Source organism: Arthrospiribacter ruber, assembly GCF_019343195.1.
Classification (GTDB): Bacteria; Bacteroidota; Bacteroidia; order Cytophagales; family Cyclobacteriaceae; genus Arthrospiribacter; species Arthrospiribacter ruber.
Genome location: NZ_RPHB01000002.1, coordinates 363,397 through 389,271, shown reverse-complemented (window position 1 = coordinate 389,271; position 25,875 = coordinate 363,397). Strand labels below are relative to the sequence as shown.

General features: G+C 41.1%; 23 protein-coding genes and 1 tRNA gene. 12 read left to right on the top strand and 12 right to left on the bottom strand.

Annotation, left to right across the window (positions count from 1 at the left end):
- Positions 1–189: 189 nt before the first annotated feature.
- The 5 genes from lepA to EGN73_RS04615 all read left to right on the top strand — a co-directional run bounded on the left by lepA (position 190) and on the right by EGN73_RS04615 (position 5,285).
- Entirely contained in the window at positions 190–1,983 is a 1,794-nt protein-coding gene (gene lepA, locus EGN73_RS04635; RefSeq protein ID WP_219287306.1) for a translation elongation factor 4, read from the top strand.
- A gap of 148 nt (positions 1,984–2,131) precedes the next feature.
- Positions 2,132–2,485, top strand: coding sequence for a four helix bundle protein (locus tag EGN73_RS04630; RefSeq protein WP_219287305.1), 354 nt, complete (start codon positions 2,132–2,134; stop codon positions 2,483–2,485).
- 309 nt (positions 2,486–2,794) lie between these two features.
- On the top strand, positions 2,795–3,682 hold the full coding sequence (locus EGN73_RS04625) for a bifunctional 5,10-methylenetetrahydrofolate dehydrogenase/5,10-methenyltetrahydrofolate cyclohydrolase (protein WP_219287304.1): 888 nt from the start codon (positions 2,795–2,797) through the stop codon (positions 3,680–3,682).
- 98 nt (positions 3,683–3,780) lie between these two features.
- Positions 3,781–3,863, top strand: a tRNA-Leu gene (locus tag EGN73_RS04620).
- A gap of 75 nt (positions 3,864–3,938) precedes the next feature.
- Positions 3,939–5,285 (top strand): hypothetical protein, encoded by a 1,347-nt coding sequence (locus tag EGN73_RS04615; RefSeq protein WP_219287303.1) that lies wholly within the window; start codon positions 3,939–3,941, stop codon positions 5,283–5,285.
- A 115-nt stretch (positions 5,286–5,400) separates the two neighbouring features.
- On the opposite strand, the gene EGN73_RS04610 is transcribed toward EGN73_RS04615, so the two are convergent.
- The 4 genes from EGN73_RS04610 to EGN73_RS04595 form a co-directional block, all read right to left on the bottom strand.
- Positions 5,401–6,000 (bottom strand): ribonuclease HII, encoded by a 600-nt coding sequence (locus EGN73_RS04610; protein WP_219287302.1) that lies wholly within the window; start codon positions 5,998–6,000, stop codon positions 5,401–5,403.
- The gene (locus tag EGN73_RS04605; RefSeq protein ID WP_219287301.1) at positions 5,972–8,647 is read right to left on the bottom strand and encodes an MGH1-like glycoside hydrolase domain-containing protein; all 2,676 of its coding nucleotides are present in this window, start codon (positions 8,645–8,647) and stop codon (positions 5,972–5,974) included. Before EGN73_RS04605 ends, EGN73_RS04610 begins: the two co-directional genes overlap by 29 nt.
- Before the next feature lie 198 nt (positions 8,648–8,845).
- Entirely contained in the window at positions 8,846–9,991 is a 1,146-nt protein-coding gene (locus tag EGN73_RS04600; protein WP_219287300.1) for a glycosyltransferase family protein, read from the bottom strand.
- A 1-nt stretch (position 9,992) separates the two neighbouring features.
- Entirely contained in the window at positions 9,993–10,841 is an 849-nt protein-coding gene (locus EGN73_RS04595) for a UDP-2,3-diacylglucosamine diphosphatase (protein WP_219287299.1), read from the bottom strand.
- Between the two features lie 225 nt (positions 10,842–11,066).
- Between EGN73_RS04595 and EGN73_RS04590 the strand changes: the two genes are divergently transcribed.
- Entirely contained in the window at positions 11,067–11,540 is a 474-nt protein-coding gene (locus EGN73_RS04590; protein ID WP_219287298.1) for a hypothetical protein, read from the top strand.
- 3 nt (positions 11,541–11,543) lie between these two features.
- On the opposite strand, the gene EGN73_RS04585 is transcribed toward EGN73_RS04590, so the two are convergent.
- Positions 11,544–12,887, bottom strand: a complete 1,344-nt coding sequence (locus EGN73_RS04585) for a sensor histidine kinase (RefSeq protein WP_219287297.1) — start codon at positions 12,885–12,887, stop codon at positions 11,544–11,546.
- A complete protein-coding gene (locus EGN73_RS04580; protein WP_219287296.1) occupies positions 12,877–14,259 on the bottom strand; it encodes a sigma-54-dependent transcriptional regulator in 1,383 nt (460 codons plus the stop codon). Before EGN73_RS04580 ends, EGN73_RS04585 begins: the two co-directional genes overlap by 11 nt.
- A 213-nt stretch (positions 14,260–14,472) precedes the next feature.
- Here EGN73_RS04580 and EGN73_RS04575 point away from each other — a divergent pair, with 213 nt between their 5' ends.
- The gene (locus EGN73_RS04575) at positions 14,473–14,901 is read left to right on the top strand and encodes an FKBP-type peptidyl-prolyl cis-trans isomerase (protein ID WP_219287295.1); all 429 of its coding nucleotides are present in this window, start codon (positions 14,473–14,475) and stop codon (positions 14,899–14,901) included.
- Between the two features lie 60 nt (positions 14,902–14,961).
- Here the strand turns inward: EGN73_RS04575 and EGN73_RS04570 are convergent, their stop codons facing one another.
- The 4 genes from EGN73_RS04570 to rsfS form a co-directional block, all read right to left on the bottom strand.
- The gene (locus tag EGN73_RS04570) at positions 14,962–15,780 is read right to left on the bottom strand and encodes a hypothetical protein (RefSeq protein WP_219287294.1); all 819 of its coding nucleotides are present in this window, start codon (positions 15,778–15,780) and stop codon (positions 14,962–14,964) included.
- Positions 15,777–16,541, bottom strand: a complete 765-nt coding sequence (locus EGN73_RS04565) for a UDP-2,3-diacylglucosamine diphosphatase (RefSeq protein WP_219287293.1) — start codon at positions 16,539–16,541, stop codon at positions 15,777–15,779. Before EGN73_RS04565 ends, EGN73_RS04570 begins: the two co-directional genes overlap by 4 nt.
- Positions 16,542–16,757: 216 nt before the next feature.
- Positions 16,758–18,824, bottom strand: a complete 2,067-nt coding sequence (ftsH, locus tag EGN73_RS04560) for an ATP-dependent zinc metalloprotease FtsH (RefSeq protein WP_219287292.1) — start codon at positions 18,822–18,824, stop codon at positions 16,758–16,760.
- Between the two features lie 67 nt (positions 18,825–18,891).
- Positions 18,892–19,239, bottom strand: coding sequence for a ribosome silencing factor (rsfS, locus tag EGN73_RS04555; protein WP_219287291.1), 348 nt, complete (start codon positions 19,237–19,239; stop codon positions 18,892–18,894).
- Positions 19,240–19,325: 86 nt separating this feature from the next.
- Between rsfS and EGN73_RS04550 the strand changes: the two genes are divergently transcribed.
- Entirely contained in the window at positions 19,326–20,081 is a 756-nt protein-coding gene (locus EGN73_RS04550) for a biotin--[acetyl-CoA-carboxylase] ligase (RefSeq protein ID WP_219287290.1), read from the top strand.
- 78 nt (positions 20,082–20,159) lie between these two features.
- On the top strand, positions 20,160–21,479 hold the full coding sequence (gene ahcY / locus EGN73_RS04545; protein WP_219287289.1) for an adenosylhomocysteinase: 1,320 nt from the start codon (positions 20,160–20,162) through the stop codon (positions 21,477–21,479).
- A 59-nt stretch (positions 21,480–21,538) separates the two neighbouring features.
- Here ahcY and EGN73_RS04540 read toward each other — a convergent pair whose 3' ends face one another.
- Positions 21,539–22,354 carry a hypothetical protein gene (locus EGN73_RS04540; protein ID WP_219287288.1) on the bottom strand — a complete coding sequence of 272 codons (816 nt, stop codon included), beginning with the start codon at positions 22,352–22,354 and terminating at the stop codon, positions 21,539–21,541.
- A gap of 128 nt (positions 22,355–22,482) precedes the next feature.
- Here EGN73_RS04540 and EGN73_RS04535 point away from each other — a divergent pair, with 128 nt between their 5' ends.
- The 3 genes from EGN73_RS04535 to EGN73_RS04525 all read left to right on the top strand — a co-directional run bounded on the left by EGN73_RS04535 (position 22,483) and on the right by EGN73_RS04525 (position 24,575).
- Positions 22,483–23,355: an SDR family oxidoreductase gene (locus tag EGN73_RS04535; protein ID WP_219287287.1), complete on the top strand. Its 873-nt coding sequence runs from the start codon at positions 22,483–22,485 to the stop codon at positions 23,353–23,355.
- Between the two features lie 108 nt (positions 23,356–23,463).
- Positions 23,464–23,952 carry a hypothetical protein gene (locus EGN73_RS04530; protein WP_219287286.1) on the top strand — a complete coding sequence of 163 codons (489 nt, stop codon included), beginning with the start codon at positions 23,464–23,466 and terminating at the stop codon, positions 23,950–23,952.
- The gene (locus EGN73_RS04525) at positions 23,949–24,575 is read left to right on the top strand and encodes a hypothetical protein (RefSeq protein ID WP_219287285.1); all 627 of its coding nucleotides are present in this window, start codon (positions 23,949–23,951) and stop codon (positions 24,573–24,575) included. Before EGN73_RS04530 ends, EGN73_RS04525 begins: the two co-directional genes overlap by 4 nt.
- Before the next feature lie 30 nt (positions 24,576–24,605).
- Here EGN73_RS04525 and EGN73_RS04520 read toward each other — a convergent pair whose 3' ends face one another.
- Complete coding sequence (locus EGN73_RS04520; protein ID WP_219287284.1) at positions 24,606–25,799, bottom strand: ATP-binding protein; 1,194 nt, start codon at positions 25,797–25,799, stop codon at positions 24,606–24,608.
- Between the last annotated feature and the right edge of the window lie 76 nt (positions 25,800–25,875).

The following is a 25,875-nucleotide window of genomic DNA, read 5'->3' as shown; positions in this document are numbered from 1 at the left end:
TGCTCATACAAAGAAAATAAGTTTAGGCCTTTTTTGATAGCTTTTAAAGTAAAATCAACTGTTAAAAAAAGATAAAGCAGTTTCTGGGCGGAATTAATCTTTAAAAGCTTTGATATGGAAAACAAAAAAGGTTAACCTTTGATTAGTATACCAATAAAACCCATAATTTTATCTATTTTTGCGCCCAGAATGAATATGCAAAAAATTAGAAATTTCTGTATCATTGCCCACATTGATCATGGCAAGAGTACACTAGCAGACCGTCTCCTTCAGTTTACCAATACCGTAACTGATAGGGAGATGCAGGACCAATTGCTTGACAATATGGACCTGGAGAGGGAGAGAGGGATCACGATCAAGTCCCACGCCATTCAAATGAAGTACAATTACAAGGGCGAGGAATACACCCTCAACCTGATTGATACGCCGGGACACGTGGATTTTTCTTATGAAGTGTCCAGGTCAATTGCCGCCTGTGAAGGCGCGCTGTTGATTGTAGATGCTTCTCAAGGGATTGAGGCGCAGACCATTTCCAACTTGTATCTTGCAATTGGTCATGACCTGGAAATCATCCCCGTTTTAAATAAAATCGATCTTCCCGGAGCAGATCCTGAGGTAGTCGCTGATGAGGTTATAGAGCTGATTGGCTGCGATAGAGAAGATATTATTTTGGCTTCTGGAAAAGAAGGCTTGGGAATAGAAGATATATTGAATGCGGTAGTTGAAAAAATCCCTGCTCCAAAGGGGAATGTTGACGAGCCACTTCAGGCCATGATTTTTGATTCTGTTTACAATCCTTTCAGAGGCGTGGAAGTAATCTTCCGGATTTTCAACGGTACTATCAATAAAGGAGACAAGATCAAATTTGTCAATACAGGCAGGGAATATGAAGCTGATGAAATCGGGATTCTAGGTTTTAATCAGATTCCTCAAAAAAACATGTCTGCCGGAAATGTGGGCTATTTGATTTCAGGCATCAAAGTCGCCAAAGAAGTAAAAGTCGGTGATACGATCACCCACGTCAAGAATCCTTGTACCACAGCCATCAAGGGTTTTGAAAATGTGAAGCCTATGGTATTTGCAGGGATTTATCCTGTGGAGACCACGGATTTTGAGGAATTGAGGGCTTCCATGGAAAAGCTTCAACTCAATGATGCTTCTCTTGTTTGGGAACCTGAGACTTCGGCAGCTTTGGGTTTTGGGTTCCGTTGTGGTTTCCTTGGCATGCTCCATATGGAGATCCTACAGGAAAGGCTCGAGCGTGAATTTGACATGACGGTGATCACCACTGTGCCATCGGTACAGTTTAGGGCTTTGATGACCAATGATGAAATCAAGTTGATCAATGCGCCATCTGACATGCCTGACCCGACGAGGTTCAAGCATATTGAGGAGCCTTTTGTGAAAGCTACCATCATCACAGCTTCCGATTATGTAGGGTCGGTGATACAATTGTGTATGGAGAAAAGAGGTCAGATCAAAAATCAGGTTTACCTTACTTCCGATAGGGTGGAATTGAGCTTTGACATGCCATTGGCAGAGATTGTATTTGACTTCTTTGATAAATTAAAAACTATTTCCAGAGGATATGCATCATTGGATTATGAGCTGATAGGCTTTAAGCAGTCCCATATGGTCAGGTTAGATGTTATGCTCAATGGAGAAGTGGTGGATGCCCTTTCTGCCATTGTTCACAGAGACAAAGCATACGAGTGGGGAAAAAGACTATGTGAAAAGCTCAAGGAACTGGTACCAAGACAGATGTTTGAAATTGCCATTCAGGCCGCAATAGGAACCAAGATCATTGCCAGAGAAACCGTAAAAGCCATGCGTAAAAACGTATTGGCCAAGTGTTATGGTGGTGATATTTCCCGTAAACGTAAACTTCTCGAAAAGCAGAAAAAAGGGAAGAAGAGAATGAGACAAGTTGGAAACGTAGAAGTGCCACAAGAGGCATTTATGGCGGTTTTGAAGCTTGATTAAGGGGGATATGCGGTAAGTATAGCCGATTCGATATTCATTATTCGATGATTGGTCTTATGTACGATTTACGATTTACGGCGTGAAATTGCAATTTTACCTGCAGACACAATAGTGTGGTTTTTTATTTGTAACGAAAAATGTTGTGGATATGAAACTTGAAATGCAGCACAGGACCAAGCAATTTGCGATTGACGTTTGGCGTCTTTGCGCTAAATTACCACATACGAGGGAATTTAATGCTTATGTCAATCAATTGATCCGATGTTCAAGTTCGGTTGCAGCAAATTACCGAGCCGCAGGGAGAGCGAAATCCAAAGCAGATTTTATAAACAAATTGAAAATAGTGGAGGAAGAAGCAGATGAAAGTCAGTTCTTTCTAGAAGTTATTGATGAAATAAATACCAACCATGAGTTGATTCCTGAAATCAAACGCTTAATTAAAGAAGCCGATGAACTAGTTGCTATTACTGTTGCAAGTATCAAAACTTCAAGATTTCAATAACTATCATCAATATCCCTATACAAGTTGAATCAAAAAGAAAAGTTTAAATCATAAATAAACCTCGTAAACCGTAACTCGTCGTTCGTAAATCCAATTATCCTAATCCAGTTTGAATCAATAATTGAAGTTAAAAGTCAGGTTAAGCCTCGTACCTCGTAAATCGTACCTCGTAAATCCAAATATCCCAATACAAGTTGAATCAATAATTGAAGTTAAAAGTCAGGTTAAGCCTCGTAAATCTTATATCGTAAATCGTAAATCGAATATCGTACTTCGTAAATCATAACTCATAAATTAATTTACATCCAAATGCCAACACTGATCAACGGTAAAGCCACATCTGAACAAATCAAAACTGAAATTGCCCAGCGGGTATCCGAAATTAAAACCGAAGGGGGAAAGATCCCGCATTTGGCGGCCATACTGGTGGGAAATGATGGTGCAAGTCAGACCTACGTCGGTGCAAAAGTGAAGTCATGTGAACAGGTTGGATATGAGTCTACTTTGGTAAGATTGGAAGAAACGGTTTCCGAAGAGGAACTACTGAAAGTAGTCGAAGACATCAACCAAAATCCTGATATCGATGGTTTGATCGTACAGCTTCCGCTTCCCAAACATATTTCTGTAGAAAAAGTCACGAATAAAATCAAACCTGAAAAGGATGTGGATGGATTTACTCCTGCCAATGTAGGGAGAATGACCCTGGGCTGGCCTGCATACGTGGCTGCAACACCTTATGGAATTGTTGAATTGCTGAAAAGATACAATATCGAAACTTCAGGAAAGCATTGTGTGGTCATAGGAAGGAGCCATATCGTGGGTTCTCCCATGAGTATTTTGATGGCCAGAAATGACAATCCAGGGAACTGCACGGTGACCCTTACACACAGCAGAACCAAAAATCTTCCAGAGATCGCCAAAACTGCGGATATTTTGATTGTAGCACTAGGCAAGCCTGAGTTTGTAACTGCCGATATGGTCAAAGAAGGTGCAGTTGTCATTGATGTGGGTATTCATAGGATTGAAGATGCTTCCAAAAAGTCAGGCTTCAGGTTGATAGGAGATGTGAAATTCGATGAAGTAGCGGCAAAAGCCTCTGCCATTACGCCAGTGCCGGGAGGAGTAGGGCCCATGACCATTGCCTCTTTGCTTTATAATACCTTATTGGCAGCAGAGGGTAAAGTTTTTCCAAAATAAATGACTGAAAATGAGTCATGGAGGATTTTTATCCTCAAAAAACAATAATAGGATTTGCAGTGAAGGGCTTTCCTTTCTACTTTTGCAGACCTTGATCCGCGCACGTGGTGAAATTGGTAGACACGCCATCTTGAGGGGGTGGTGCCTTACAGGTGTGGAAGTTCGAATCTTCTCGTGCGCACTGAAGTCCCGAAATTTCGGGACTTTTTTTTGCCCATATTTCAACAATGTCCAAAGTTAAGCCGTTAATTTGGGTATGGCATTAAGGGTATATACTGCTATTTCTTTTATTTTTTTCTTTTGTCAATCTCATCTATTTGCACAGACAGTTGCTTTTGATCAAAATAGAAATCTTATAGAGTTTGGACTTGTCAACAGTGGCAAAACAATTGCAAATTATAGACTTGAGAAGGCTTCTGGGGATTTTTCGATTTACCTTAAGGATGAGAATCTCAATAATATTAATTTTTTTGAAACCAATTTAGGAAATGGGATCAGGCATTTGGCATGGGACTTACTTGATGGATATGTAGTTTTCGTAGCGTCAGGAGATCCCTTTCAAACCAGTCGGAAAACAATCCTATTGGGACACTTGGAGACAGGTAGCTTTCAGAAATTTTCTTTTAATTCTTCAATAATGATACCGTCCAAAATCAAAGCAATAAAAAATGGAGTGGTTATCCAAATGTCAATTGAAGGGGGATGCTTATTGGAGATTTATGACTTTGAGATGCAGTCGGTGCAGACTGTAACGGAGCTTTTAGGATCAAATCTTAGGGTTGTGGACATGAATGGAGGAGAACATTCCGACGTCTTGATTTTGGAAGAAAAAAAAGATTTCAATCAAAGTTTGCAGGTAGTTTCTTATGATCACCAAGGAATAAGGGTGATGAACATTAAGGTAGATCTACCTTTTAAAGAAAAGTCTTATATCCAACAAGCCAAATTGGTGGATTTTGGCGAAGGAATAAGAATTGTTGGGACTTACAGCCATAAGAAAGGAGAATGGTTTTCGGGATATTTTGACCTACTCATAGATGAGGAAATGAAAACTCATTTTGAAACTTTTAGATTTAGAGATTTTGAGGGTTTTTATGACTATAGAAAATCACCTCCAAAAAAGGTCAGAAAGCGCTTGAATAAGGAAGTACATTTAGTAGATGCAGTAAGTGATGGACAATCTGTAGCAATGGCAGCCGTTTTTCCTTCTTATGATAGAAAATTCATTCACTTTATTCAAATCGATGCCGAAGGGAAGAAGGTCTTTGATAAGTCAGTGAAGGTATATTACAATACTAGTCTGCTTTGGTCCCCATACCATTTCACCTTGGATAAGGGTACGCTCTATTTTGCTTATCGTGGGAATCAAAACAGAAGAAATCCACCTGGTGAAAAAATCTTTATGTTAGAAAAGGATATCCATTCTAAAGATTTGGAAATCAGAAGATTAGTGGTTAGGAAAGATAAGCTTTGGAAGATTGATGTTCCTAACTACCAATACTGGTATAACGGAAAATTTTTGGTTTATGGAGTAAGTAGAACTCAGCCTTCATCTCCTGGAAAACCTGTGTTTATAGTGGAAGCTATAGATGCAGATGAATGAAGGGGCTAAGTATTATTCATTTTTTCTTATTGCCAATATGATTTAACACCAACTTGTTTTTATTAATTGAGGTTAAGTAAACTTTTTGTTTCAAAATAACTATTTTATTAAAGTTCTAAAACTCCATTTTCAGCTGCTCTGGTAAGTGTTTGAAAGTTTTTCTGTGAAGGGGAGTAAGACCGTGTTTTCGGATTCCATCTCTATGGGCCTTGGTAGGGTAGCCTACATTTTTCTCCCATCCATAGCCAGGGAATTGCTCCGCTAAGTCTGCCATCATTTCATCTCTGTACACTTTGGCCAGAATGGATGCAGCAGCAATGCTGGCATACTTTCCGTCTCCTTTGATGATGCAGTCAAAAGAAATATCCAGATCGGTTTTGAACCTGTTTCCATCGATAAGCAAATGCTCAGGTTGGGTTTTCAGAGCCTGCACAGCCCGGTTCATGGCCAAAAATGAAGCATTGAGAATATTGATCCTGTCAATTTCCTCCACGCTTGCTTCTGCCACCGCCCAAGCAATGGCTTCAAGTTTGATTTCTGTAACTAAGGCCGTACGGTCCTGCTTTTTGAGTTTTTTGGAATCGTTTACCAGTTCGTTGGCAAAGGATTCGGGAAGTATTACTGCGGCGGCCACCACGGGACCGCATAGACATCCCCGACCTACTTCATCACATCCAGCTTCCAGTCTATTGGATTCTAAAAACGGACTCAACATTTTCACTGGTCTTTTTTTCTGATTTGTAATATTTATGGATCATCTCAGCCACCAATCCTGTCCAACCGGTCTGATGGGACGCCCCCATTCCTCTTCCATTGTCACCGTGGAAATATTCATAGAAAAGGATGTAGTCTTTGAAATGAGGATCTTCCTGAAATTTTGGATGATTGCCATATACAGGTCTACGGCCGTCTTTGTCTTTAAGGAAAATCTTGATACAACGCAGGGACAACTCTCTGGCGATGATATCCATGGTCACATAATTGCCGGAACCTGTAGGGTATTCTATGGAAAATTCTCCTCCGTAATAATAGTCAAATTTTCTCAAGGACTCGATGATCAAATGATTGATCGGAAACCAGATCGGTCCTCTCCAGTTGGAGTTGCCGCCAAACATAAGGGAGTCGGATTCTCCAGGAGTGTATTTTACCGTCAGGTTATCTCCATTGATTCGTAATGAGTAGGGGTGTTTTTCATGGTATTTGGACAGTGAGCGTACTCCGAAATCACTGAGGAATTCATTTGGGTCCAGCATCTTGTTCAGAATGCTTTTCATCCTGTGTCCTCTCAGTAAGGAAAATAGCCTCCTTTTCTCAAATCCCGGTTGGATCCAACTCGAAACCAAGGCAGCCAATTTGGGTTTTTCCTTTAAGAAAAACTCCATCCTCTTTTTGAAATCCGGCAAGCTGTCAAACATATCCAGGCGAATGGATTCGACTGCAAACAATGGAATGATGCCGACGATAGACTTGACCTTCATTACCTTAGGTTCTTTGCCAGGCAGGTGGAAAATATCAAAAAAGAAGTTTTCGTCGTCATTCCAAAGGCTAATGCTTTCACCCGAAATATTGTTCATGGCACCAGCTATGTAGAGGAAGTGTTCCAGGAATTTGATGGCTGTATATTGGTAGGTTTTGTTGAATTCGCACAGGTCCAAGGATATCCTGAGCATATTGAGGGAAAACATGGCCATCCAGGAAGTAGCATCAGCTTGCTCCAATTTACCTTTGTAATGGTGAGCATGGGAACGGTCGATTACAGAAATATTGTCCAGACCAAGAAAGCCTCCTTCAAAGATGTTTTTCCCGTCACTGTCTTTTTGATTTACCCACCAGGTAAAGTTGATCATCAGTTTATGGAAACACCTCTCCAAATATTCCCGATCACCTTTCCCACCGTTCATCTTCTTGTCGATTTGGTAGACCCGTTGGACTGCATAAGCGTGCACAGGAGGGTTAACATCGCTGAAGTTCCATTCATAAGCCGGGATTTGGCCATTGGGGTGCATGTACCATTCGTTTAGCAAAAGCACCAGTTGGGATTTGGCAAATTCAGGATCCAGCCTAGAAAGGGGTACGCAATGAAAGGCCAGGTCCCAGGCGGCATACCATGGATATTCCCATTTGTCGGGCATGGAAATGATATCAAAGTTGTATAGGTGTCTCCATTCCGTATTTCTTCCCTTTTTTCGTTCTTTTGGAGGTGAATACCTCCCTGGGTCTCCTTCCAGCCACCTTTCTACATTGTAGTAATAAAACTGCTTGCCCCACATCATTCCGGCATAGGCCTGACGCTGTATGTTCCTCATGTCTTCATCCTTGACCCTGGCCTGGATTTCGGAATAAAACTCGTCAGCATCTCTTTTTCTTTCATGGAGGATGCTGTCACAATCCTGAAAGGAATCCTCTTTGTACTGATGGGTCATCCTAAATTTCACCTCAGCCTTTCCCTTGGCAGGTATGGTCAATTTGTACACTGCTGCGGCTTTGGTTCCTATATTTTCAGGGTTGACGGCATTTTCTTTGCCATGTATTAGATAATCGTTGATCCCGTCTTTGAGGTATTTTTTTTCATTGGGGATTTTGTAAAGCTTTTCCCGGTTGGTTTCGTTGTTGCAAAACAATATTTCAGGCTCTCCTTCAAAGCTGAAAAAGTAATTTCCACTTTTCGGGTTGTATGCTTTAATGCTTTTTTGACCTAAAAGGGACAGGTTGGGCATAAATGGTTCATGACCTGTAAACCATGTTTTTCTAAACCAAAAGGTGGGCATCACCCAAATGGTTTTCTCTTCATTGCTTCTGTTGTGGACAGTAGCTTTGCCGACAATGTCTTCTATATCGTTTTTGGCATATTCCAGAAATATATCGAAGTATTCATCCTGGTCAAATATGCCTGTATCTATCAGTTCAAATTCAGGGTCGTTTTTTGTTCTTCTGCTGTTTTCCTGCAAGAGCAGGTCATATGGGAATTCATTTTGGGGATACTTGTACAGCATTTTCATGTAGCTGTGGGTAGGGGTAGAATCGAGGTAATAATATAATTCCTTCACATCTTCCCCGTGATTTCCCTGAGGACCGGTAAGCCCAAAAAGCCGCTCTTTGATCATGGGGTCTTTACCATTCCAAAATGCCCAAGCAATGCATAGTTTTTGGTTGTGGTCCGAAATCCCTCCAATGCCCTCTTCTCCCCATCTGTAAGCTTTACTTTTGGCCTCATGGTGGGTGACATTTCCCCAAGCATCTCCATTGGGACTGTAATCTTCCCTTACGGTACCCCATTGCCTGTCTGTGAGGTAAGGGCCCCATTTCTTCCAATGTTTCTTCCAGTCCTTATCTTCCTGAAGCCTTATTTTTTCAATATTCATGGTTTTGCAAACACTAAAGCAGTCTTGAATTTACATTATTTTGCGGTAGCCCAAAGGCAGACGGTCAAAAAATGAAGCCATAATTTTGGGTGTTTTTCTTCGCAATCGATTTAACTGATTGGATTGGCTATTTTGGGCAAAATGCAGTTATACCTTTCTCCCGCAGTCTGCAAGATAACAGAAATTAGGGGAAAGAGTTTAGGAATGAAGTTTAGTATTTAAAGATACTGGGAAGTTGTAATTGCTAAAAGTTTCTCCACTTGCAGAAGTGTTTTCCCCCACCACCTCAAAAAACATTTTCTCAAATTGATCTGCCCAAGGGTTTGGAAAGGTGTCTGCTTCTGTTACAGATTGCAGATACTGGTCAAAAACTGAGATGTCAAATGACCCATGGGTTATTCCTGCACCGGCCTGAACAGCATCCAAGGCATTGCAGGATTGTTCAAACTGACCTTGGACCGGGATCAACATGACTTTTTTGCCCAAGTACATGGCTTCGCAAATGGATTCAAATCCTGCTGTGGAGATCAATCCCCGGCAAGCAGCCATTTTTTCCAAAAAAAGCTTGTCGTTGATTTGGTGGAAAATAAGATTTGGTAAAGGCTGGTAGGTCGGAGCTGCACCTTTTTTGTCCCAAAAAGCCTCGACTTTTATGTCAGGATGCGCTGCTGCAAATTCCAGAATTTCTTCTCCATATCCGGGATTGACTGTATAGGCAAGAATAAAATCCTCTTTCCTGGTTTCTAGAGACTTGATTTCTTCTCTCAATAGAGGAGGGAGTACCTTTATTTTATTACCAGATTGGGGCAAAGGCTGGAAAGATAGAGCCAAATGCAAATCTGCGCCAATTGAAGTGATCTTGTTGTTGAATTTGAAAATCAGGCGCTTTAAAAAAGAGTTTTTGGGGAAAAGGAATGCTGGATGATCTGCCAGATACTGATGCCCAATCGTCCAAAAGCTACAGGAAGGTCTGTAAAGCAAAGAATAAATTCCGGCCAGCATATCATAAAAATTCAGGATGACATCAGGTTCTGATTCCTGGATGATGGTGTCCAATTTCTTCAAACTTTTCTTAAAGCATTTCCATTTCAGAAGATTATGTGAAATAGTGGCGGTGAGTCTAATGGATTTGCTGCTTTTGTCAGTTACAAAGTTGGGGCTTTCAAAAGTATAGACAGGTGCATTTATCTTTTGATATACAAATTCCGGTATTTGTCTTCTTTCGCTTTTACCTATGCAGACAGCTGTAAGAGTATGGCCTTTTTTCTCCAAAAGCTGTCCCAGAGCAATGGCTTGTGTCATGTGCCCTCTGCCTTCACCTTGAACTATAAATAGAAACTTCATCTCAAAGAAAGTCTGTCAGACCGGGATTGGGTTCTGCTTTGCTAAATGCCACTACCTTGTAATCCTGTTCTGTTGGTTTTGGTAATGAAATTACAGGAGACTCTTGCTTGAAATTGATTTCATTGTAAAATATCAACTGCCAGTTGCCTTCCAAGTCCTCTGCTAAAGCACTCATGGTTTCGACCCAATCTCCTGAGTTCAAATAGTGTATTCCGTCAATATTTCTGTTTTCAGCCTTGTGAATATGTCCACAGATAATTCCGTCGCAGCCTTTGGCCACTGCCATCTTGGCCAGTTCCTCTTCGTATTGATCTATGTAGGATACCGCAGACTTTACTTTGCCTTTGATATATTGGCTAAGTGAAAAATATGGCAGGCCCCTTTTTCTCCTATGGTAATTCACCTGCCTGTTGAGCCAAAGTAAAAAAGTATAACCGATATCTCCCAGGTAAGCTATCCAACGCAGGTTGGAGGTGATACTGTCAAAAATGTCTCCATGGGTGATGAAGTATTTTTTTCCGAAGCTTTCGTAGATCATGTCATTTTGTATAGACAGGTTTCCGATCTGCAAAGGAAGTATTTGATCCAAAAAGTCATCATGGTTGCCCCTCAAATAATATACTTTGGTGTTGTCTCCGTCTATCATTTTAAGTATCCTATTGAAAAAACGGGTGTGTTTTCTCTTCCAGGAACCGGACTTTTTCAATTGCCAGCCGTCAATAATATCCCCGTTGAGGATAAGGTTGTCACAGCGGTATTGTTTTAGAAATCTTGCAACCTCCTTGGCTTTCGAACCTTTGGTGCCAAGGTGGATATCAGAAATGACGATGGTTTTGAAGTGAGTTTCCAAGTCTTCGAGTTTTGCTTGCAATGTAAAGCAGGCATTTGACTCTGTGATGAATGGATTATTATCAAATAGAGAATAATTTTAAGAATTAGTTTTTAATTGTAAAGGAATAGTTAAGTCCATGTTAAAATCCTGTATCAAGGATAAATCTGGCGTAATTCTTTGGAATTTCGATGAATTTGCCAACCTTTAAAGGTCGCAATTAGTTAAAATTGCGTATCTAATAACATGATGAAGCGAAGTAGCCTTTTAATCCTTTTTTTAGCCCTTGCATTTGTTGCCTGCAATCAGGACAACAAAGAGCCTGAGTTCAATGTGTTGGGGTATTGGAACCTGATCGAAATCAGGAGCCATGTTCCGGCTGATATGGGAGCGACTGAGGTAGATTTTGAAGAAAAATACATCTTTAATGATGATGGAACATTTATCAAGACTACACAGAGAAGTAAAAAAGGTGATTTGCTTGAAATTCCTTTGCAGGCTTTTGGAAAGTATGAATTACTGGAAGTAGATGAATTGAATACTAATATTGCGCAGACTTTTTTATTGACATTTGAGACCAATACCCATATGGCGGCTACCTGTGAGCAGGATTTTACAGAAGTAGTCTATATTACGCATGACAACAAGCTTTTTAATATGTCCTGGTTTGCCTGTGATGGCCCTGGATTTGTCTACAGCAAGCGAGGAAGGCTTTTCTGATTATTAGGCGTTGAAAATTAATTTGAAAGTACTTCCTTGTCCGATGGTGGATCTCACCTGAATGTTGCCTTTGTGCCTTCTCATGATCTGTTTGGAAAGGCTGAGACCAATACCGGATCCTTTTTTCTTGGTAGTAAAGAATGGGATGAAAATTTTAGCCATGGCCTCTTCTTCAATTCCTTTTCCTGAGTCGGTGATTTCGATGATGATTTTTCCTGCCTCATCAATAAATGCCTCTAAAGAGATGACTTTGCTTACTGCATCTTCTACAGCGTGAATGGCATTTTGGATAAGGTTGATCAGTACCTGTTCTATCAGGTTTTGGTCACCAAAGAGTATAAGGTCTTCAGGGGTGATGCTGCACTTGAACATGATTTGGTTGGCCTCAAACTGATGCTGAAGGAGGGTTTCCATCTGGGCGAAGAGGCTTTTAAGCCTTATGGTCTGGAATTTTGGATTGGGGATATGTGCCAGACTTCTGAAATCACTGACGAAGTTAATCATGCCTTCAGAGCGCTTTTCAATGGTGCTAAGAGCCATAAGATAATCTTCCAGTTCACTGATGTCTGCCGGGACATTTTGCTCTATTTTGCTTTCTATCTCGCCTTTGATCGTTGCGGCAAGGGAGGAAACAGGAGCTATGCTGTTCATGATTTCATGCGTGAGTACTCTCACCAGATTTTGCCAGGCTTCCATTTCTTTCTCTTCGAGCTCACTCTGAATATTTTGAATGGATACGAGCTTGAATTTGGAATCCCGCATTACCAGCTCAATCACATATACAGACAGCTGCATGATCCCGTCAGGGTGGGCGATTTTGATCAGTTCGCTTCCACCGGTTCTTAGGGAATGAATGGCTTGATGTAGTTCCTTATTGATGTTTTCAATTTCAGAAATCAAGTTGAGTTGCTGGATATTGAGCATGCGCTTGGCAGCAGTGTTGACAATCTGTATTTTTCCCTCCTCGTCAAAAGTGATGAGCCCTATACTAAGGTGTTGGAATACTGAGCGGAAATATTGGTAATTGGCCTCTTTTTCGGCCTGATCTTCCTGAAGCTTGGCTAATATAGCGTTGAACTCTATGTGCAGGTCATCAGTTTCCGTTCCGTCAAATTTTACCGGATACACATTGGTGTAATTGTCCTGCTTTATGTTGTCCAAAAACTGCCGGACTTTTTTGAATGAGCTTTCTGCATATCCAAGAAGAAAAATTACTTGGGCCAAAACCAGAATAATAAACAGGGATATAGCAAATACCCCTGCTCCACTCATGATAAAGTATGACAGCAAAAACAAGGAAATGGATAGTAAGGTTATCCTGCCCAGTAATCCAACTTTATAGTCCATACTTTTCTAATCTTCTGTACAAAGAGGCCCGGGTCAGTCCCAGCTCTTTTGCAGCTTTGGAGATATTTCCTCCATTTTTGTCAATTGCCCTCTGAATGGTGGTCTTTTCCACTTCATCCAAGTTATAGGATGCAGGAGAGCTGATTTTTTCATTGGTAGGCTTAGCCGAAAGGAAAAAGAAATCCCTTGAGTCCAATTGATCTCCTTCTGCCATGATGATGGCCCTTTCGATGGCATGCTGAAGTTCACGGATGTTGCCCGGCCAATTGTACCGCTGAAGCAGCTGCATGGCAGAGGCGGTAAAACCTCCAAAGTCCTTCCTGTATTTTTGGCTATAGATTTTCAGGAAGTGCTCTGCAAGTGCAGGAATATCGTCCTGACGTTCCCGAAGTGGCGGAAGGAATATTTCCACTGTATTGATCCTGTATAGCAAATCCTGTCTAAAGGTATTTTCCATCACCATATCATGTACATGCATGTTGGTGGCACAGATCAGGCGGATATCTACGGGTATGGCTTTGTTGGTGCCAATTCTGGTCACTTCTCTTTTTTGCAAGACAGTCAGGAGCTTGGACTGCAAAGGCATGCTCAGGTTACCGATTTCATCTAGAAACAGGGTGCCTTTATCTGCGATTTCAAACCTTCCGGCCCTATCATCCTTGGCATCGGTAAAAGCACCTCTTTTGTGCCCAAATAATTCGCTTTCAAATAAAGTCTCGGTAATGGCTCCCATGTCTACCCCTACAAAGATCTCATCTTTTCGATGCGATCTGTCATGGATGGCCCTAGCTATGAGTTCTTTCCCTGTTCCATTTTCTCCCAATATCAAAACATTTGCGTCAGTCTGGGCCACTTTGTCAATGATGGAAAAGATGTTTTTCATAGAAGCACTGCTTCCTATGATTTCGGTATAGGGCTTTTTAGCATCGGACTGAAGTTGCTTTTGCTTTTTGTTGAGCTTGTCCACTTCATTGTAGCTTTCCTTCAGTCTGCTGGCAGATGTGAGTGTGGCAAGGAGTTTTTCATTTTGCCAAGGCTTGAGTATGAAGTCAGTAGCGCCTTCCTTTAGGGCCTGCACGGCCATTTCCACATCACCAAAAGCCGTAATCAGGATTACCACAGCTTTAGGGTCAATCTCCTTGATCTGCTTGAGCCAATGAAACCCTTCTTTACCAGAAGTGGTATCTTCTGTGAAGTTCATGTCCAATAGGATCACATCATAAGAGTTGTTGTTGACCAGAAAAGGGATTCTTCTTGGATCCTTTTCTATGGTGACTTCTTTCGCATGTTTTTTAAGAAGCATTTTAGCTGCGAAAAGCAGGTCTTCGTTGTCGTCTATGATGAGGATTTTGCCGAGCTGTTGATTTTCCATGGTTTTCTGTTTAGCCAGACTAGTGATAAAATGGTGCCATTGTCAAAATAGCCTATTTTTCTGCATATTAGCACATAAAATGGAAAAAATATGTACGAAATCGTACGGTTTTATATCATTACCGAACACCTCTTTTATCAATATCGGACATATTTTTATCCCCATCATAAAATCCGTACCTTTGAACTTTATCAATCAAAAAAATAATACAATATGTCAGTAGCAAGTAAAGGAGATGCAGTAAAAGTCCATTATACAGGAAAACTTCAGGACGGTACTGTATTTGACTCATCAGCAAACAGAGAACCTCTACAATTCACTTTAGGTGATGGCAATATGATCAAAGGCTTTGACGCAGCAGTTCAGGGAATGGAAATCGGTCAGGAAAAAAGTGTTACCATACCTAGCAATGAAGCTTATGGTGAAAAGAGAGATGACATGATGCTGGATATTCCTTTGACCCAGGTGCCACCGCATATCAAGCCTGAAATCGGAATGGAATTGTCCCTCCAAAATCAGCAAGGCCAACCTGTACCGGTGAAGGTAGTAGGAGTGGATGAAGAAAAAGTCACTTTGGATGCCAATCATCCTTTGGCAGGTCAGGATTTGATTTTCGACATCACTTTGGTTGAAATCGGATAAGATTCTTCTGCAAAATATCAAGGCCCTCAGCTTAGAATTCGGTTCTATTCTGAGGGTTTTTTACTGTAAGGGAGTTTGGTTTAGAGGAAAAATCCAGATTTTGTTGACTCCCTGAAAAATCACATTTTGATTGTTGATAAATACGGCTTTGGCCGAGATGCTTTTAGGCTTTTCGAAACGCTTCTTTTCTCCGTTCCTTAAGTTTTGTAGGATCATTTCCCCTGAATTCAAATAGACAAGATTTTCTTTCCAAAAACTCAGCTTTTGGTCAAATTCAGAAGGCAGCTGCCGAAGGAAGTTGGCCTGATTGTCCAAAATATATACTCCTTCTTCGAAAATATGGATAAAAACCATATTCATGTGCTCTCGGATATCCAGGATGTCCAGGGAGGATTGAGCCAGTACCAGGTTCAAAGGCTGGTTTTGGATGATTCTGTTCTGCCTATAATCCAGCTGTTTCAGGGACAGGTCCGCTTCATCATACACCCAAATGATATTATTGTTGCCTAATGTGGCAGCTTTAGCCAGTGTGATGTGCTGAAGTGGTATTCTGTTTTCAGCAACTGGGTTGATAAACCTGTCAAGAATGCGGTATTCCTGTAAGTCTTGTGAAAAAGTAAAGATATTGACTGTCCATGAGGCTTCAAGTTGACTGAGAGCTCCCTGACGCTGAGGGGAAAAATTATTGACCCTTTGGCCAAGCTGGTCATATTGATAAAGATTGCCTTCCAGGTCTGACACAAAGATATACCCTTGATTGTCCAAAGAAATCAAGCCTAATCTCGGAAAGTCAATGGTAACCGGAATGCCCCAATCCTGTCCTTTGGCAAAAAAGGAAGTAAACACCAGAAGCAGTATGATGGACGGTATTCGTTTCATTGGGGATCAAAGGTCCTGATTTCAAATCTTGTGCCATCAAATACGCCATAAGTGTACTGACTTACCCATTCTCCCAAATTGAAGTACCTGGAGTGGTCCCCAACAGGTAGATCTAATGGAATATGCCTATGTCCGAATATGTAAAAGTCAAATTGCTGGTTTTTCTGAACTTGCCTGCAATATTGCCAAAGCCATTCCTCTTCCCCTTTGAACTCATTTTCGGCCTGGCCCAATTTTGAAATCCGGCTTTTGGAGGACCATTTTTGGGCCAGCCAGACACCAATGTCGGGGTGTAGCCATCGGAACATCCATTGGGCAACGGGATTGGTAAAGACCTGTTTGAGCACCTTGTACTGTTTGTCTCCTGGGCCTAGTCCATCCCCATGTCCCACGAGCAGTTTTTTGCCTTGTATCTGAATGTCTATAGGGTGATGGTACACAGGTACCTGCAATTCCTTCTCGAAATAGTCTTTCATCCAAAGGTCATGATTGCCGGTAAAAAAAAGTATAGGGATATTCTTGTCTCTCAGTTCTGCAATCTTACCCAGAAACCTGACAAATCCTTTAGGTACTACCTGCTTGTACTCAAACCAAAAATCAAAAATGTCACCTACAAGAAAGATAGCGGCAGCTTCATCTTCAATACTTTCCAGCCATTTGATGATTTTTTTTTCCCGTATTTTGCTGGTTGAAGTATCAGGAGCTCCAAGATGAAAGTCTGAAGCAAAAAATACTTTTTTACCGTTCAGTTGAATGTTCATGCCTGCAAAATAAACCAATCATAGCCAATAATCAGGAGTATAGCATAAAAAAAGCCTTCCAGATTTGGAAAGCTTTTTCTAGAAAGGCGACGGTTGTACTCTTTTGAAGTATAGCCGCCAAATAATACATTTAGAGTTATGATAAAAGTCATATATCAATAGGAAACGAATTTTTGAAATAGTATTCTTTCCAAACGACTTTTTATTTTTTCAGATTTACCCTTTGTTTTCTTCGACCTCTTCTGCCTCTGAACTTGGATTTTCCGGATTCTCACTTTCTTTTGCTGGAGCAGCCTCAGAGACTTCCGGAGTTACCACCTTTTCTTTGACTTCCTTTTTGGTATAGGCCTCGTAGGTAGTCTCCTTACCGAAAGGTCTTTTCCCAATTAGCTTTTCTAAATCACTTTGGAAAAGAATTTCTTTTTCAAGTAGCTCTTTGGCCAATATTTCAAGTTCATTTTTTCTTTCCAAAAGCAACTGTTTGGTCTTTTCATAGGCATAAGAAATGAGTTTCCTTACTTCTTCGTCTATTGTTTCAGAAGTTTTTTCAGAATAAGGTTTTGACATTCTGTATTCTGAGCCTTTACTGTCATAGAACGATACATTCCCGATCTTTTCATTCATACCGTAAATGGATACGATAGAATAGGCCATTTTGGTAATTCTCTCCAAGTCGCTCAGGGCACCTGTAGAGATTTTTCCAAATATGATTTCCTCAGCTGCTCTTCCGCCCAGGGTCATGCACATTTCATCTATCAGCTGTTCGGTCTGATAGAGAAACTGTTCCTTAGGTAGATACTGGGCATATCCCAAGGCAGCTACACCTCTTGGCACTATGCTGACTTTCACCAAAGGATCTGCGTGCTCAAGGAACCATCCTGCCACAGCATGACCGGCCTCATGATAGGCAACAATTTTCTTTTCTTCAGGAGATATGATTTTGTTTTTCTTTTCAAGTCCTCCGATTACCCTGTCAATGGCATCTTGGAAATCTTGCATATCCACTGCTGATTTGTTTCTTCTTGCAGCTATAAGGGCCGCTTCGTTACATACATTGGCAATTTCAGCGCCTGCAAAGCCTGGTGTTTGAGCTGCTATTTTCTTGGCATCGATGTCATCAGCTACCTTGATCGGCTTGAGATGAACTTTGAAAATGGCTTCACGTCCCACAATGTCCGGTTTGTCAATGCTGATCTGCCTGTCAAATCTTCCAGGTCTCAGCAAAGCCGAATCAAGCACATCAGGTCTGTTGGTCGCCGCCAAGACGATAACACCTGTATCAGTGCCAAAGCCGTCCATTTCCACCAAAAGGGAATTAAGTGTGTTTTCTCTTTCATCATTGGAGCCTGGCATCTGCCCTTTTCCTCTAGATCTACCTATGGCGTCAATTTCATCTATAAATATGATGCAAGGAGCTTTTTCTTTGGCTTGTTTGAAAAGGTCTCTTACTCTGGCTGCACCTACACCCACGAACATTTCCACAAAATCAGAACCTGACAAAGTAAAGAAAGGAACTCCTGCCTCGCCGGCTACGGCTTTTGCAAGTAAAGTTTTACCTGTTCCCGGAGGTCCTACCAACAAAGCACCTTTTGGGATTTTACCACCCAGTTTGGTGAACTTGGAAGGGTTTTTAAGGAATTCTACGATTTCCTGAATTTCTTCCTTGGCTTCATCAAGACCTGCTACATTGTCAAATGTGATTTTCACTTTATTTTCTGCATCAAAAAGCTGGGCTTTTGATTTACCTACATTGAAAATCTGACCTCCAGGACCGCTTGGACCTGCCATTCTTCTCATCATGATCCAGAATAGCAAGAAAAGTAGGATCAAAAATCCGAAGCTTGAAAACCAATTGGTCCATGACTCTTGGGTTTTGGATTCATAGCTTATCCTTTGGTCCTCGGGCATTCTTGATTCCAGTTCATTGTAGTATTCAATAAACTTGTCTACTGAGGCAATTTTTAACTGATAGTGCGGGCCTGCAGGGGTGAAAAAAGGACTGTTGGATTCCAGTTCTTCCTTGTATTTTCGGTTCTGCAGCGCTTCAGAATTCAGGGTAACTTCTACCAGGTTCTGATTGTAAATCACCATTACCTTGGCTACGTCATTGGCCAGGTAGATGTCTTCAAATTTTTTCAGGGTGATGTCCATCACAGCATTCCTCTGGTTGAACCAGGTAATGCCTACCAAAACTACCACTGCTGCAATGATCAGCCAAAGCTGAAAATTGGGCTTTTGAGGTGTTTTGGGGATGAATTTTTTGGTTTTCTTATTATCGCTCATTTGTTGTTGTTTCTTAGCTGCAAACTTTTTGTAAAACGCTCAAACTTTCTGAAAGTTCAAAACCGCTTTAATCTATTCGGGTCACTTTGGCATCGCCCCAAAGTTCTTCTATTCCGTAAAACTCTCTTTTGTCCTTTAAGAAAATGTGTGCGACCACATTTACGTAATCCATGAGTATCCATTGAAGGTTGTTTTTTCCCTCACTTCTCCAAGGCCTTTCTTTACATGACTTGAAAACTTCTTCTTCTACCGAATCCGAAATGGCTTCGATCTGGGTGTCTGAATTTCCAGAGCATATTACAAAAAAGTCTGTAAATGAATTACTTACTCCTCTCAAATCCATCAAAATAATGTTGGAAGCCTTTTTTTCTTCCATTCCTTTTACTATTATTTTACTCAGCTCTTCTGCTGTCATGCTATTTATCTCCTGTTTTTTTAGAAATTTACTCCCTTTAAAAGGGCATGTAATATCTTTATTGCCTTACAAATTAACTAATCAAAATGTATAAAATCCTTGCCAATACTGTTTTTCTGGGAAAAGATGTGAGATACCTGACAGAGTGTCACTCCACCAATGACCTGGCGATGGATGAAATCAGAAAAAAGAGCCTCAATGAAGGATGCATCATCATTACCGATTCCCAGACTAAAGGGAAAGGGCAAAGAGGTAGTCAATGGTGGTCAGAATCAGGTAAAAACCTCACTTTTTCACTCGTGCTCAAACCGGTTTTTTTAAAACCCAGCCAGCAGTTTTACCTGAGTAAAATGGTGTCTGTAGCCATTCATGAGGTGTTGTCAGCATACAGCAAGCTCTTTTTCATTAAATGGCCAAATGATATCTTACATTTTTTGGAAGGAAAAACATGCGGGATTCTTATTGAGAATGTGATCAACCAAAACAATATAGAATACAGCGTGGTTGGAATTGGACTTAATGTCAATCAGACCTCGTTTCCTTTTCCCAATGTCAGCTCTTTGGCCATAGTCGCAGGAACTGAGATGAGGCTTCAGGATGTTCTGGAGAAGATAGTAGGGAAAATTGAGTACTGGTACCGTGTTCTGAAAAGTGGAGATTATTCCAAAATAGATGGAAAATACAAATCTGAACTGTATCAGTTGGACCGATGGGCCTATTATGATGATGGGGAAGTGTTCAAAGGCAGGATCAAAGACACCAGTCCTGATGGGAAACTGATCATGGAAAAAGAAAGCGGTGAAATAAAAAGTTATGGTCTGAAAGAAGTAAGGTTCCTTTGAATACCAAATTTTATTTTGAGTTTAAAAAGGCTATTTTTGTAAATCCAAATTGAATATAAATTTAATAATCCAATAATTATGTCCGAAATTAAGTCAGACAAGTTCATCCAGTATAAGGTGAAAGACATCTCCCTTGCGGAATGGGGAAGAAAAGAAATTACATTGGCAGAGGCAGAAATGCCCGGGCTGATGGCGTTGAGAGAAGAATACGGTGCTGCTCAACCATTGAAAGGTGCTAGAATCGCAGGATGTCTTCACATGACTATACAGACCGCGGTGCTTATCGAAACATTAGTGGCTTTGGGTGCTGAAGTTACCTGGTCATCTTGTAATATTTTTTCTACTCAGGATCATGCTGCTGCTGCCATAGCTGCTGCCGGGATTTCTGTTTATGCCTGGAAAGGTATGACAGCAGAGGAGTTTGATTGGTGTATCGAGCAGACTTTGTTCTTCGGCGAAGAAAGACAGCCTTTGAACATGATTCTTGATGATGGTGGGGATCTGACCAATATGGTATTGGACAATTACCCTGAGCTGGTTAAAGGTATCAAAGGACTTTCTGAGGAAACTACCACTGGAGTTCACAGGCTTTATGAAAGAATGAAAAAAGGAACGCTTCCGATGCCTGCGATCAATGTCAATGATTCTGTAACCAAATCCAAGTTTGACAACAAATATGGCTGTAAAGAATCATTGGTAGATGCGATCAGAAGAGCTACAGACGTGATGATGGCAGGGAAAGTAGCAGTTGTAGCCGGCTATGGTGATGTAGGGAAAGGTTCTGCTGCTTCCTTAAGAGGTGCAGGAGCTAGAGTGATTGTAACTGAAATTGATCCTATCTGTGCGCTACAGGCAGCAATGGATGGTTTTGCAGTGAAAAAGATGGTAGATGCTGTTAAAGAAGCAGATATCGTAGTTACGGCAACCGGTAATAAAGACATTATATCTGAAAAACATTTCAGAGCAATGAGAGATAAGACCATTGTATGTAACATTGGACACTTTGACAATGAGATTGATATGGCTTGGTTGAACAAAAACTACGGTCATACCAAAAATGTGATCAAGCCTCAGGTAGACCTATATAACATAGAAGGAAATGACATCATAGTGCTTGCTGAAGGTAGACTTGTCAACCTTGGTTGCGCAACCGGTCACCCTTCATTTGTGATGTCCAACTCTTTCACTAATCAGACCCTTGCCCAACTTGAGCTGTGGAACAATACAGATCAGTATGAGCCGGGTGTATATGTGCTTCCTAAGCATTTGGATGAAAAAGTAGCTGCCCTTCACCTTGCCAAATTGGGTGTTGTATTGGAAGAGCTTACTCCGGATCAAGCAGAATATATCGGCGTGACTGTTGAGGGTCCTTACAAGCCTGAATATTACAGGTATTAAGCCTTATTCATTGAAAATATAAAACTGAAAGCCTCCGGTGGTATCCTCCGGAGGTTTTTTTATTGACGGTAAATGATAGTTCTACCATCATGTAAGGTTATGGTAGCTATACTCACACAGGCGGTCTCATTGCTGAAGACAAGCTGATGGCTGGTTGCCTGATTGTTGAGTCTTGTAATTTGCCAAGTTTCTGCTCCCGCAGAAGGGACAATGAACCCTGCCTTGAGACAGGTAAGTGAAAATCTTTTGGCTTGAGTCCTGTTCATTGCGATGGGTCTTCCGGTGATATTTCTTCCCTCAAGGCTTCCGGTAGAGACAATTTCGGTATTGGTATTGTTCAGGATTATTCTTCTGTGTTCAAAATTCCCACTGATTCTACTTGAAGACCCATTTTCGTCACGGATCAGAAGGTCTGAGAATGATTCTGTCAAAGGTGTATTGTTAAGTCCGTTGCTTAGCCTACTTCTTCTGAATTCTCTTTTCCCTTCAATCTTTTTTTGTCTTACCTGGTAATTTTCATATTCCATGACTGTAGAATTGAAACTACTTTGGGAGGTGAATGTCAGGTGGATTTTTCCAGTTCGACCAAGATTGTTTTCATTGACACATTGCCTGTTACCCAAAAATTCAAGCGTCACTTTCTTTTCAGTCTCATCTATAAGGATATTGGGACATCCTAGAAGGGAAGTGGTATCGGCATTTTTGTAATCTTCAAAGGAATCAAAGGCAAATATCATAGATTCATCCAGAACCAAAGAAATATTAAAAGCTTCGTTACCTTCCACCTGAAGGTCAGTGGTGATGTTTTTGTCGATATCTCCAAAACAAGCTGCAAGGAATAAAATTGGCAGGAAGAGTATGTAGCGTCTGAGCATTCTGATATGAAATTATCGCAAATCTAGTTGCTTTGTTTCATATTCAAAATGATGCCAATTACGTCCGACTGTCTTTTTTTTACTTGGAGGAATACCTATATTCAACGGTTATTTTAACCCAAATTATTATGTCATATACAGAAGGAATGTTTAAAGAAAATGCTCTTCAGGGCAAAACGATTCTCATTACAGGAGGAGGAACGGGTTTAGGGAGGTCCATGGGGACGTATTTTTTGAAATTGGGAGCAAATCTGGTCATTACAAGCAGGAAACAGGATGTGTTGGACAAGGCGGCCGGAGAAATGGAAAAAGAAACAGGAGGGAAGGTGTTGGCAGTGGCCTGTGACGTACGTGATGCAGATCAGGTGACCAAGGTTTTTGATGAAGCAGATGCCATCTTTGGCAAAGTGGACGTAGTGCTCAACAATGCAGCGGGCAATTTTATTTCTCCCACTGAGCGGCTTTCTACAAATGCTTTCAATACTGTGGTGGATATTGTGTTAAAAGGGACTGCCAATGTGACTATGATTGCCGGGAAAAGGTGGATTGATGCCAAACAGGCAGGAGTATTTCTCAATATAGTGACCACTTATGCTTGGACTGGTTCAGGATATGTAGTGCCTAGTGCCGCTGCTAAAGCTGGAGTATTGGCCATGACCCGTTCTTTGGCAGTGGAATGGGCAAAATACAACATCAGGTCCAATGCGATCGCGCCAGGTCCATTTCCCACAGAAGGAGCATGGAGCAGGCTCTTGCCCGGAGATTTGGTCAAGAAGTTTGATCCGGCCAAAAAAGTACCTGTAGGAAGAGTAGGAGAGCATCAAGAGCTTGCCAATCTCGCAGCATATTTGGTGTCTGATTTTTCTGCTTATGTAAATGGTGAGGTGATTACGATTGATGGTGGTGAGTGGATAAAAGGTGCCGGAGAATTCAATAACCTGGACATGATACCTCAGGAAATGTGGGACATGATGGAAGCTTCGAGAGGAAAAAAGCAATGAGCCCCAAGGTGATTTGGGGCTATTTGAAAGCAAAATGGAAAATCAGGAATGCATAATTCCTGATTTTTTTTCAAGAGAAAAAAACTATCTCATATACAATCCGTTTTTTTGACTAAATTTATCATTCTTAATTTATTGGATATGAATGGGAGGTTTTTTTATTTCCGCTGTCTTGGCTTGAGTATTTTTTTGTTTATGGTATCCATACAATCCTGTAGGGTGTACGAAGACAATGAATTTGAAACTTATTTCGGACAAGTGGTCAGTTCGGAAGGGGAAATTCTGGAGAATTTTACTTTTGGATTTGGGGAGCAGGATCGGATTCTCCCAGCAGAATTTACCGAACTCGGTTTTCCGGAAAGTAGATTTATCAGAGTGATTTACAATGTGAAAACCGATCAGAATGGGAGATTTCGTATTGTAGTCCCCAAAAAAGTAAGTCCTTTTTATTATATGGTTACGCCTAATGGATCAAAGTTTCAGTTTTCCAGATTTGAAGAGGAGGTAGAAACAGATGTGGTAGAAGTCAGGCTATTTGTCCAGCAAACAGATAGGAGGGATTTGGATTTAGGAAAGATAAAAGTCATTCGTATATGAAGAATGTGATTTTTTGTTTCTTCTTTATGGGACTTACCTCTTTTGTCACTGCCCAGCAGAATCAAGTGGTTGAAAATGTGCCATTCAGCATCAGGCCTGAATTTACGCTGGAACTGGGTTTGCCCGTATTTCATGGGAATAACCTGCTGTCAAATGATTATAACCTCAACCCCTCTGTAAGGATGGGATTTCAGACGGGGATTGCCGAGAGGTTTGGCTTGGGTTTGTTTTTCAGTAATAACGGAGGAGAGGTTGGGCAAACCAGAATACTTGGGGACTTCTTTGATAGAGTCAAGTGGCAGGTTTTTGGTGCGCATGTGTTTTATGCCATTCCAATTTCAGAAAAATTGGTCTTTGAACCTGGGTTAGGCTTTGCTCTGCCAACGATGGTTCACTTTGATGGAGAACAGAAATTCAGGCTCAATTATCATAATTTTTTTCATAGATCCAGAATCAGTTATGTGTTTTATCAAATAGAAAACAGAAATGCGCTCCGGATTTTTGTAAGTGGAGATTACAATTTGGTCAGAGGTCCAAGGATCAATATCAATGAGGAAGATAGAAGTTATGTCAGGAAAGGTGCCTTTTCCAATTTTGGAGTCGGCTTTGGTTATTCTTTTTAAGAAAACATGCCCGATTGCATTCTATCATCCTCAGTATAAAAAACCAAAAAGCCACAAGGGGATTCTTTTCGGGTTGCCGTATTCAATGTCATCTGCTGCGACAAAACTGTTTTTGACTCCTTGAGTCTGTTCTGTGGTTTTGTTTTTGCCACCCACCTCAAAGATGTACTTCCCATCCACCCTGAAATCCCCGTCTTTAACATACTCCAGGGTATGAAGATGGGATACCTGATTGATGAAAAAGGTCTCTCTCAGATTGCCCAAATCTGCATTTTTGGGAGTAAAGGCAAACTGGAAATTGGTGTTTTCCAGGTAGATTTTCTCCGGTTTCTGCATTTGGGTTACTCCCTTGATGTCCTTGTACAGGTTTTTGGTCAGGTGGGCTTCCTGCAAGAAAAATAAGTAGCTGACCAGTGTATTCCGGTTGATGCCTATTCGCTCGCTAAGTTTGGTGACATTTGGGATAAAGGGCACAGACTCAGAAATGATATGGAGCAGGTGCTTCAACTTGGGAATATATGATATGTCCACATTCCTCAGCAATGGCAGCTCTATCTCCAAAGTCATGTTCACCACCTCTTCCAACCGTAAGTGGTACAGATCCGGCACTTCCTGAAAGAATGGAAAGTATCCATGGTTCAGGTAAGAACCAAAATGCTCCAAAGGCTTGATTTTTTTCAACACCTCCCTGGCTATATCCACATGGTTTGCGATCAATTCTTCTAATCCTATGATGGGAAACTCATGCCCGGTTTTGACGGCCAGAAACTCCCTGAATGACAATCCCTGCATGTGGTAAATCACCGCCCTGCGGCTGAGGTCGGCCCGGGCATTGAGGATCTCCAGCATGGAAGAACCGGTAAATACCACCTTCAGCTCAGGAAAATCATCGTAGATGTTCTTGATCTCCTGTGACCAATTAGGGTATTTGTGTACTTCATCCAGAAACAGGTATTTGCCTCCCTTCTTGGCAAAATCATCTGCCAGTTCCACCAGGTTGTTTTGGGCAAACCAGATGTTGTCCAAACTCACATAAAGCGTGGTATGGTCCAATGGTAGGTTTTGCTTGATGTATTGGAGCAAAAGGGTGGTTTTTCCCACACCTCTGGGTCCTTTGATCCCTATCAGTCTTGCTTCCCACCTGATCTTATGGATCATGCTGCGGATAAAGTCAAGGCTGGTGGAATCAATTTTTTTCTGAAATCTTTCTTCTATGGATCTCATAGTATTGCTTATTTAATTAAGCAAAAATATGAGTTATTGATATGATAAAAAAGCATTATATATTTAAAATGCTGTT

What these genes read in the sequence shown, in the direction of transcription:
- ftsH (WP_219287292.1), bottom strand. Translation starts at nt 18,824, where the DNA reads ATGAGCGATAATAAGAAAACCAAAAAATTCATCCCCAAAACACCTCAA.
- EGN73_RS04535 (WP_219287287.1), top strand. Translation starts at nt 22,483, where the DNA reads ATGTCATATACAGAAGGAATGTTTAAAGAAAATGCTCTTCAGGGCAAA.
- EGN73_RS04585 (WP_219287297.1), bottom strand. Translation starts at nt 12,887, where the DNA reads ATGGACTATAAAGTTGGATTACTGGGCAGGATAACCTTACTATCCATT.
- EGN73_RS04580 (WP_219287296.1), bottom strand. Translation starts at nt 14,259, where the DNA reads ATGGAAAATCAACAGCTCGGCAAAATCCTCATCATAGACGACAACGAA.
- EGN73_RS04605 (WP_219287301.1), bottom strand. Translation starts at nt 8,647, where the DNA reads ATGAATATTGAAAAAATAAGGCTTCAGGAAGATAAGGACTGGAAGAAA.
- EGN73_RS04600 (WP_219287300.1), bottom strand. Translation starts at nt 9,991, where the DNA reads ATGAAGTTTCTATTTATAGTTCAAGGTGAAGGCAGAGGGCACATGACA.
- EGN73_RS04565 (WP_219287293.1), bottom strand. Translation starts at nt 16,541, where the DNA reads ATGAACATTCAACTGAACGGTAAAAAAGTATTTTTTGCTTCAGACTTT.
- EGN73_RS04610 (WP_219287302.1), bottom strand. Translation starts at nt 6,000, where the DNA reads ATGTTGAGTCCGTTTTTAGAATCCAATAGACTGGAAGCTGGATGTGAT.
- EGN73_RS04520 (WP_219287284.1), bottom strand. Translation starts at nt 25,799, where the DNA reads ATGAGATCCATAGAAGAAAGATTTCAGAAAAAAATTGATTCCACCAGC.
- EGN73_RS04540 (WP_219287288.1), bottom strand. Translation starts at nt 22,354, where the DNA reads ATGCTCAGACGCTACATACTCTTCCTGCCAATTTTATTCCTTGCAGCT.
- EGN73_RS04570 (WP_219287294.1), bottom strand. Translation starts at nt 15,780, where the DNA reads ATGAAACGAATACCGTCCATCATACTGCTTCTGGTGTTTACTTCCTTT.
- lepA (WP_219287306.1), top strand. Translation starts at nt 190, where the DNA reads ATGAATATGCAAAAAATTAGAAATTTCTGTATCATTGCCCACATTGAT.
- EGN73_RS04525 (WP_219287285.1), top strand. Translation starts at nt 23,949, where the DNA reads ATGAAGAATGTGATTTTTTGTTTCTTCTTTATGGGACTTACCTCTTTT.
- EGN73_RS04630 (WP_219287305.1), top strand. Translation starts at nt 2,132, where the DNA reads ATGAAACTTGAAATGCAGCACAGGACCAAGCAATTTGCGATTGACGTT.
- rsfS (WP_219287291.1), bottom strand. Translation starts at nt 19,239, where the DNA reads ATGACAGCAGAAGAGCTGAGTAAAATAATAGTAAAAGGAATGGAAGAA.
- EGN73_RS04625 (WP_219287304.1), top strand. Translation starts at nt 2,795, where the DNA reads ATGCCAACACTGATCAACGGTAAAGCCACATCTGAACAAATCAAAACT.
- EGN73_RS04550 (WP_219287290.1), top strand. Translation starts at nt 19,326, where the DNA reads ATGTATAAAATCCTTGCCAATACTGTTTTTCTGGGAAAAGATGTGAGA.
- ahcY (WP_219287289.1), top strand. Translation starts at nt 20,160, where the DNA reads ATGTCCGAAATTAAGTCAGACAAGTTCATCCAGTATAAGGTGAAAGAC.
- EGN73_RS04575 (WP_219287295.1), top strand. Translation starts at nt 14,473, where the DNA reads ATGTCAGTAGCAAGTAAAGGAGATGCAGTAAAAGTCCATTATACAGGA.
- EGN73_RS04590 (WP_219287298.1), top strand. Translation starts at nt 11,067, where the DNA reads ATGATGAAGCGAAGTAGCCTTTTAATCCTTTTTTTAGCCCTTGCATTT.
- EGN73_RS04615 (WP_219287303.1), top strand. Translation starts at nt 3,939, where the DNA reads ATGGCATTAAGGGTATATACTGCTATTTCTTTTATTTTTTTCTTTTGT.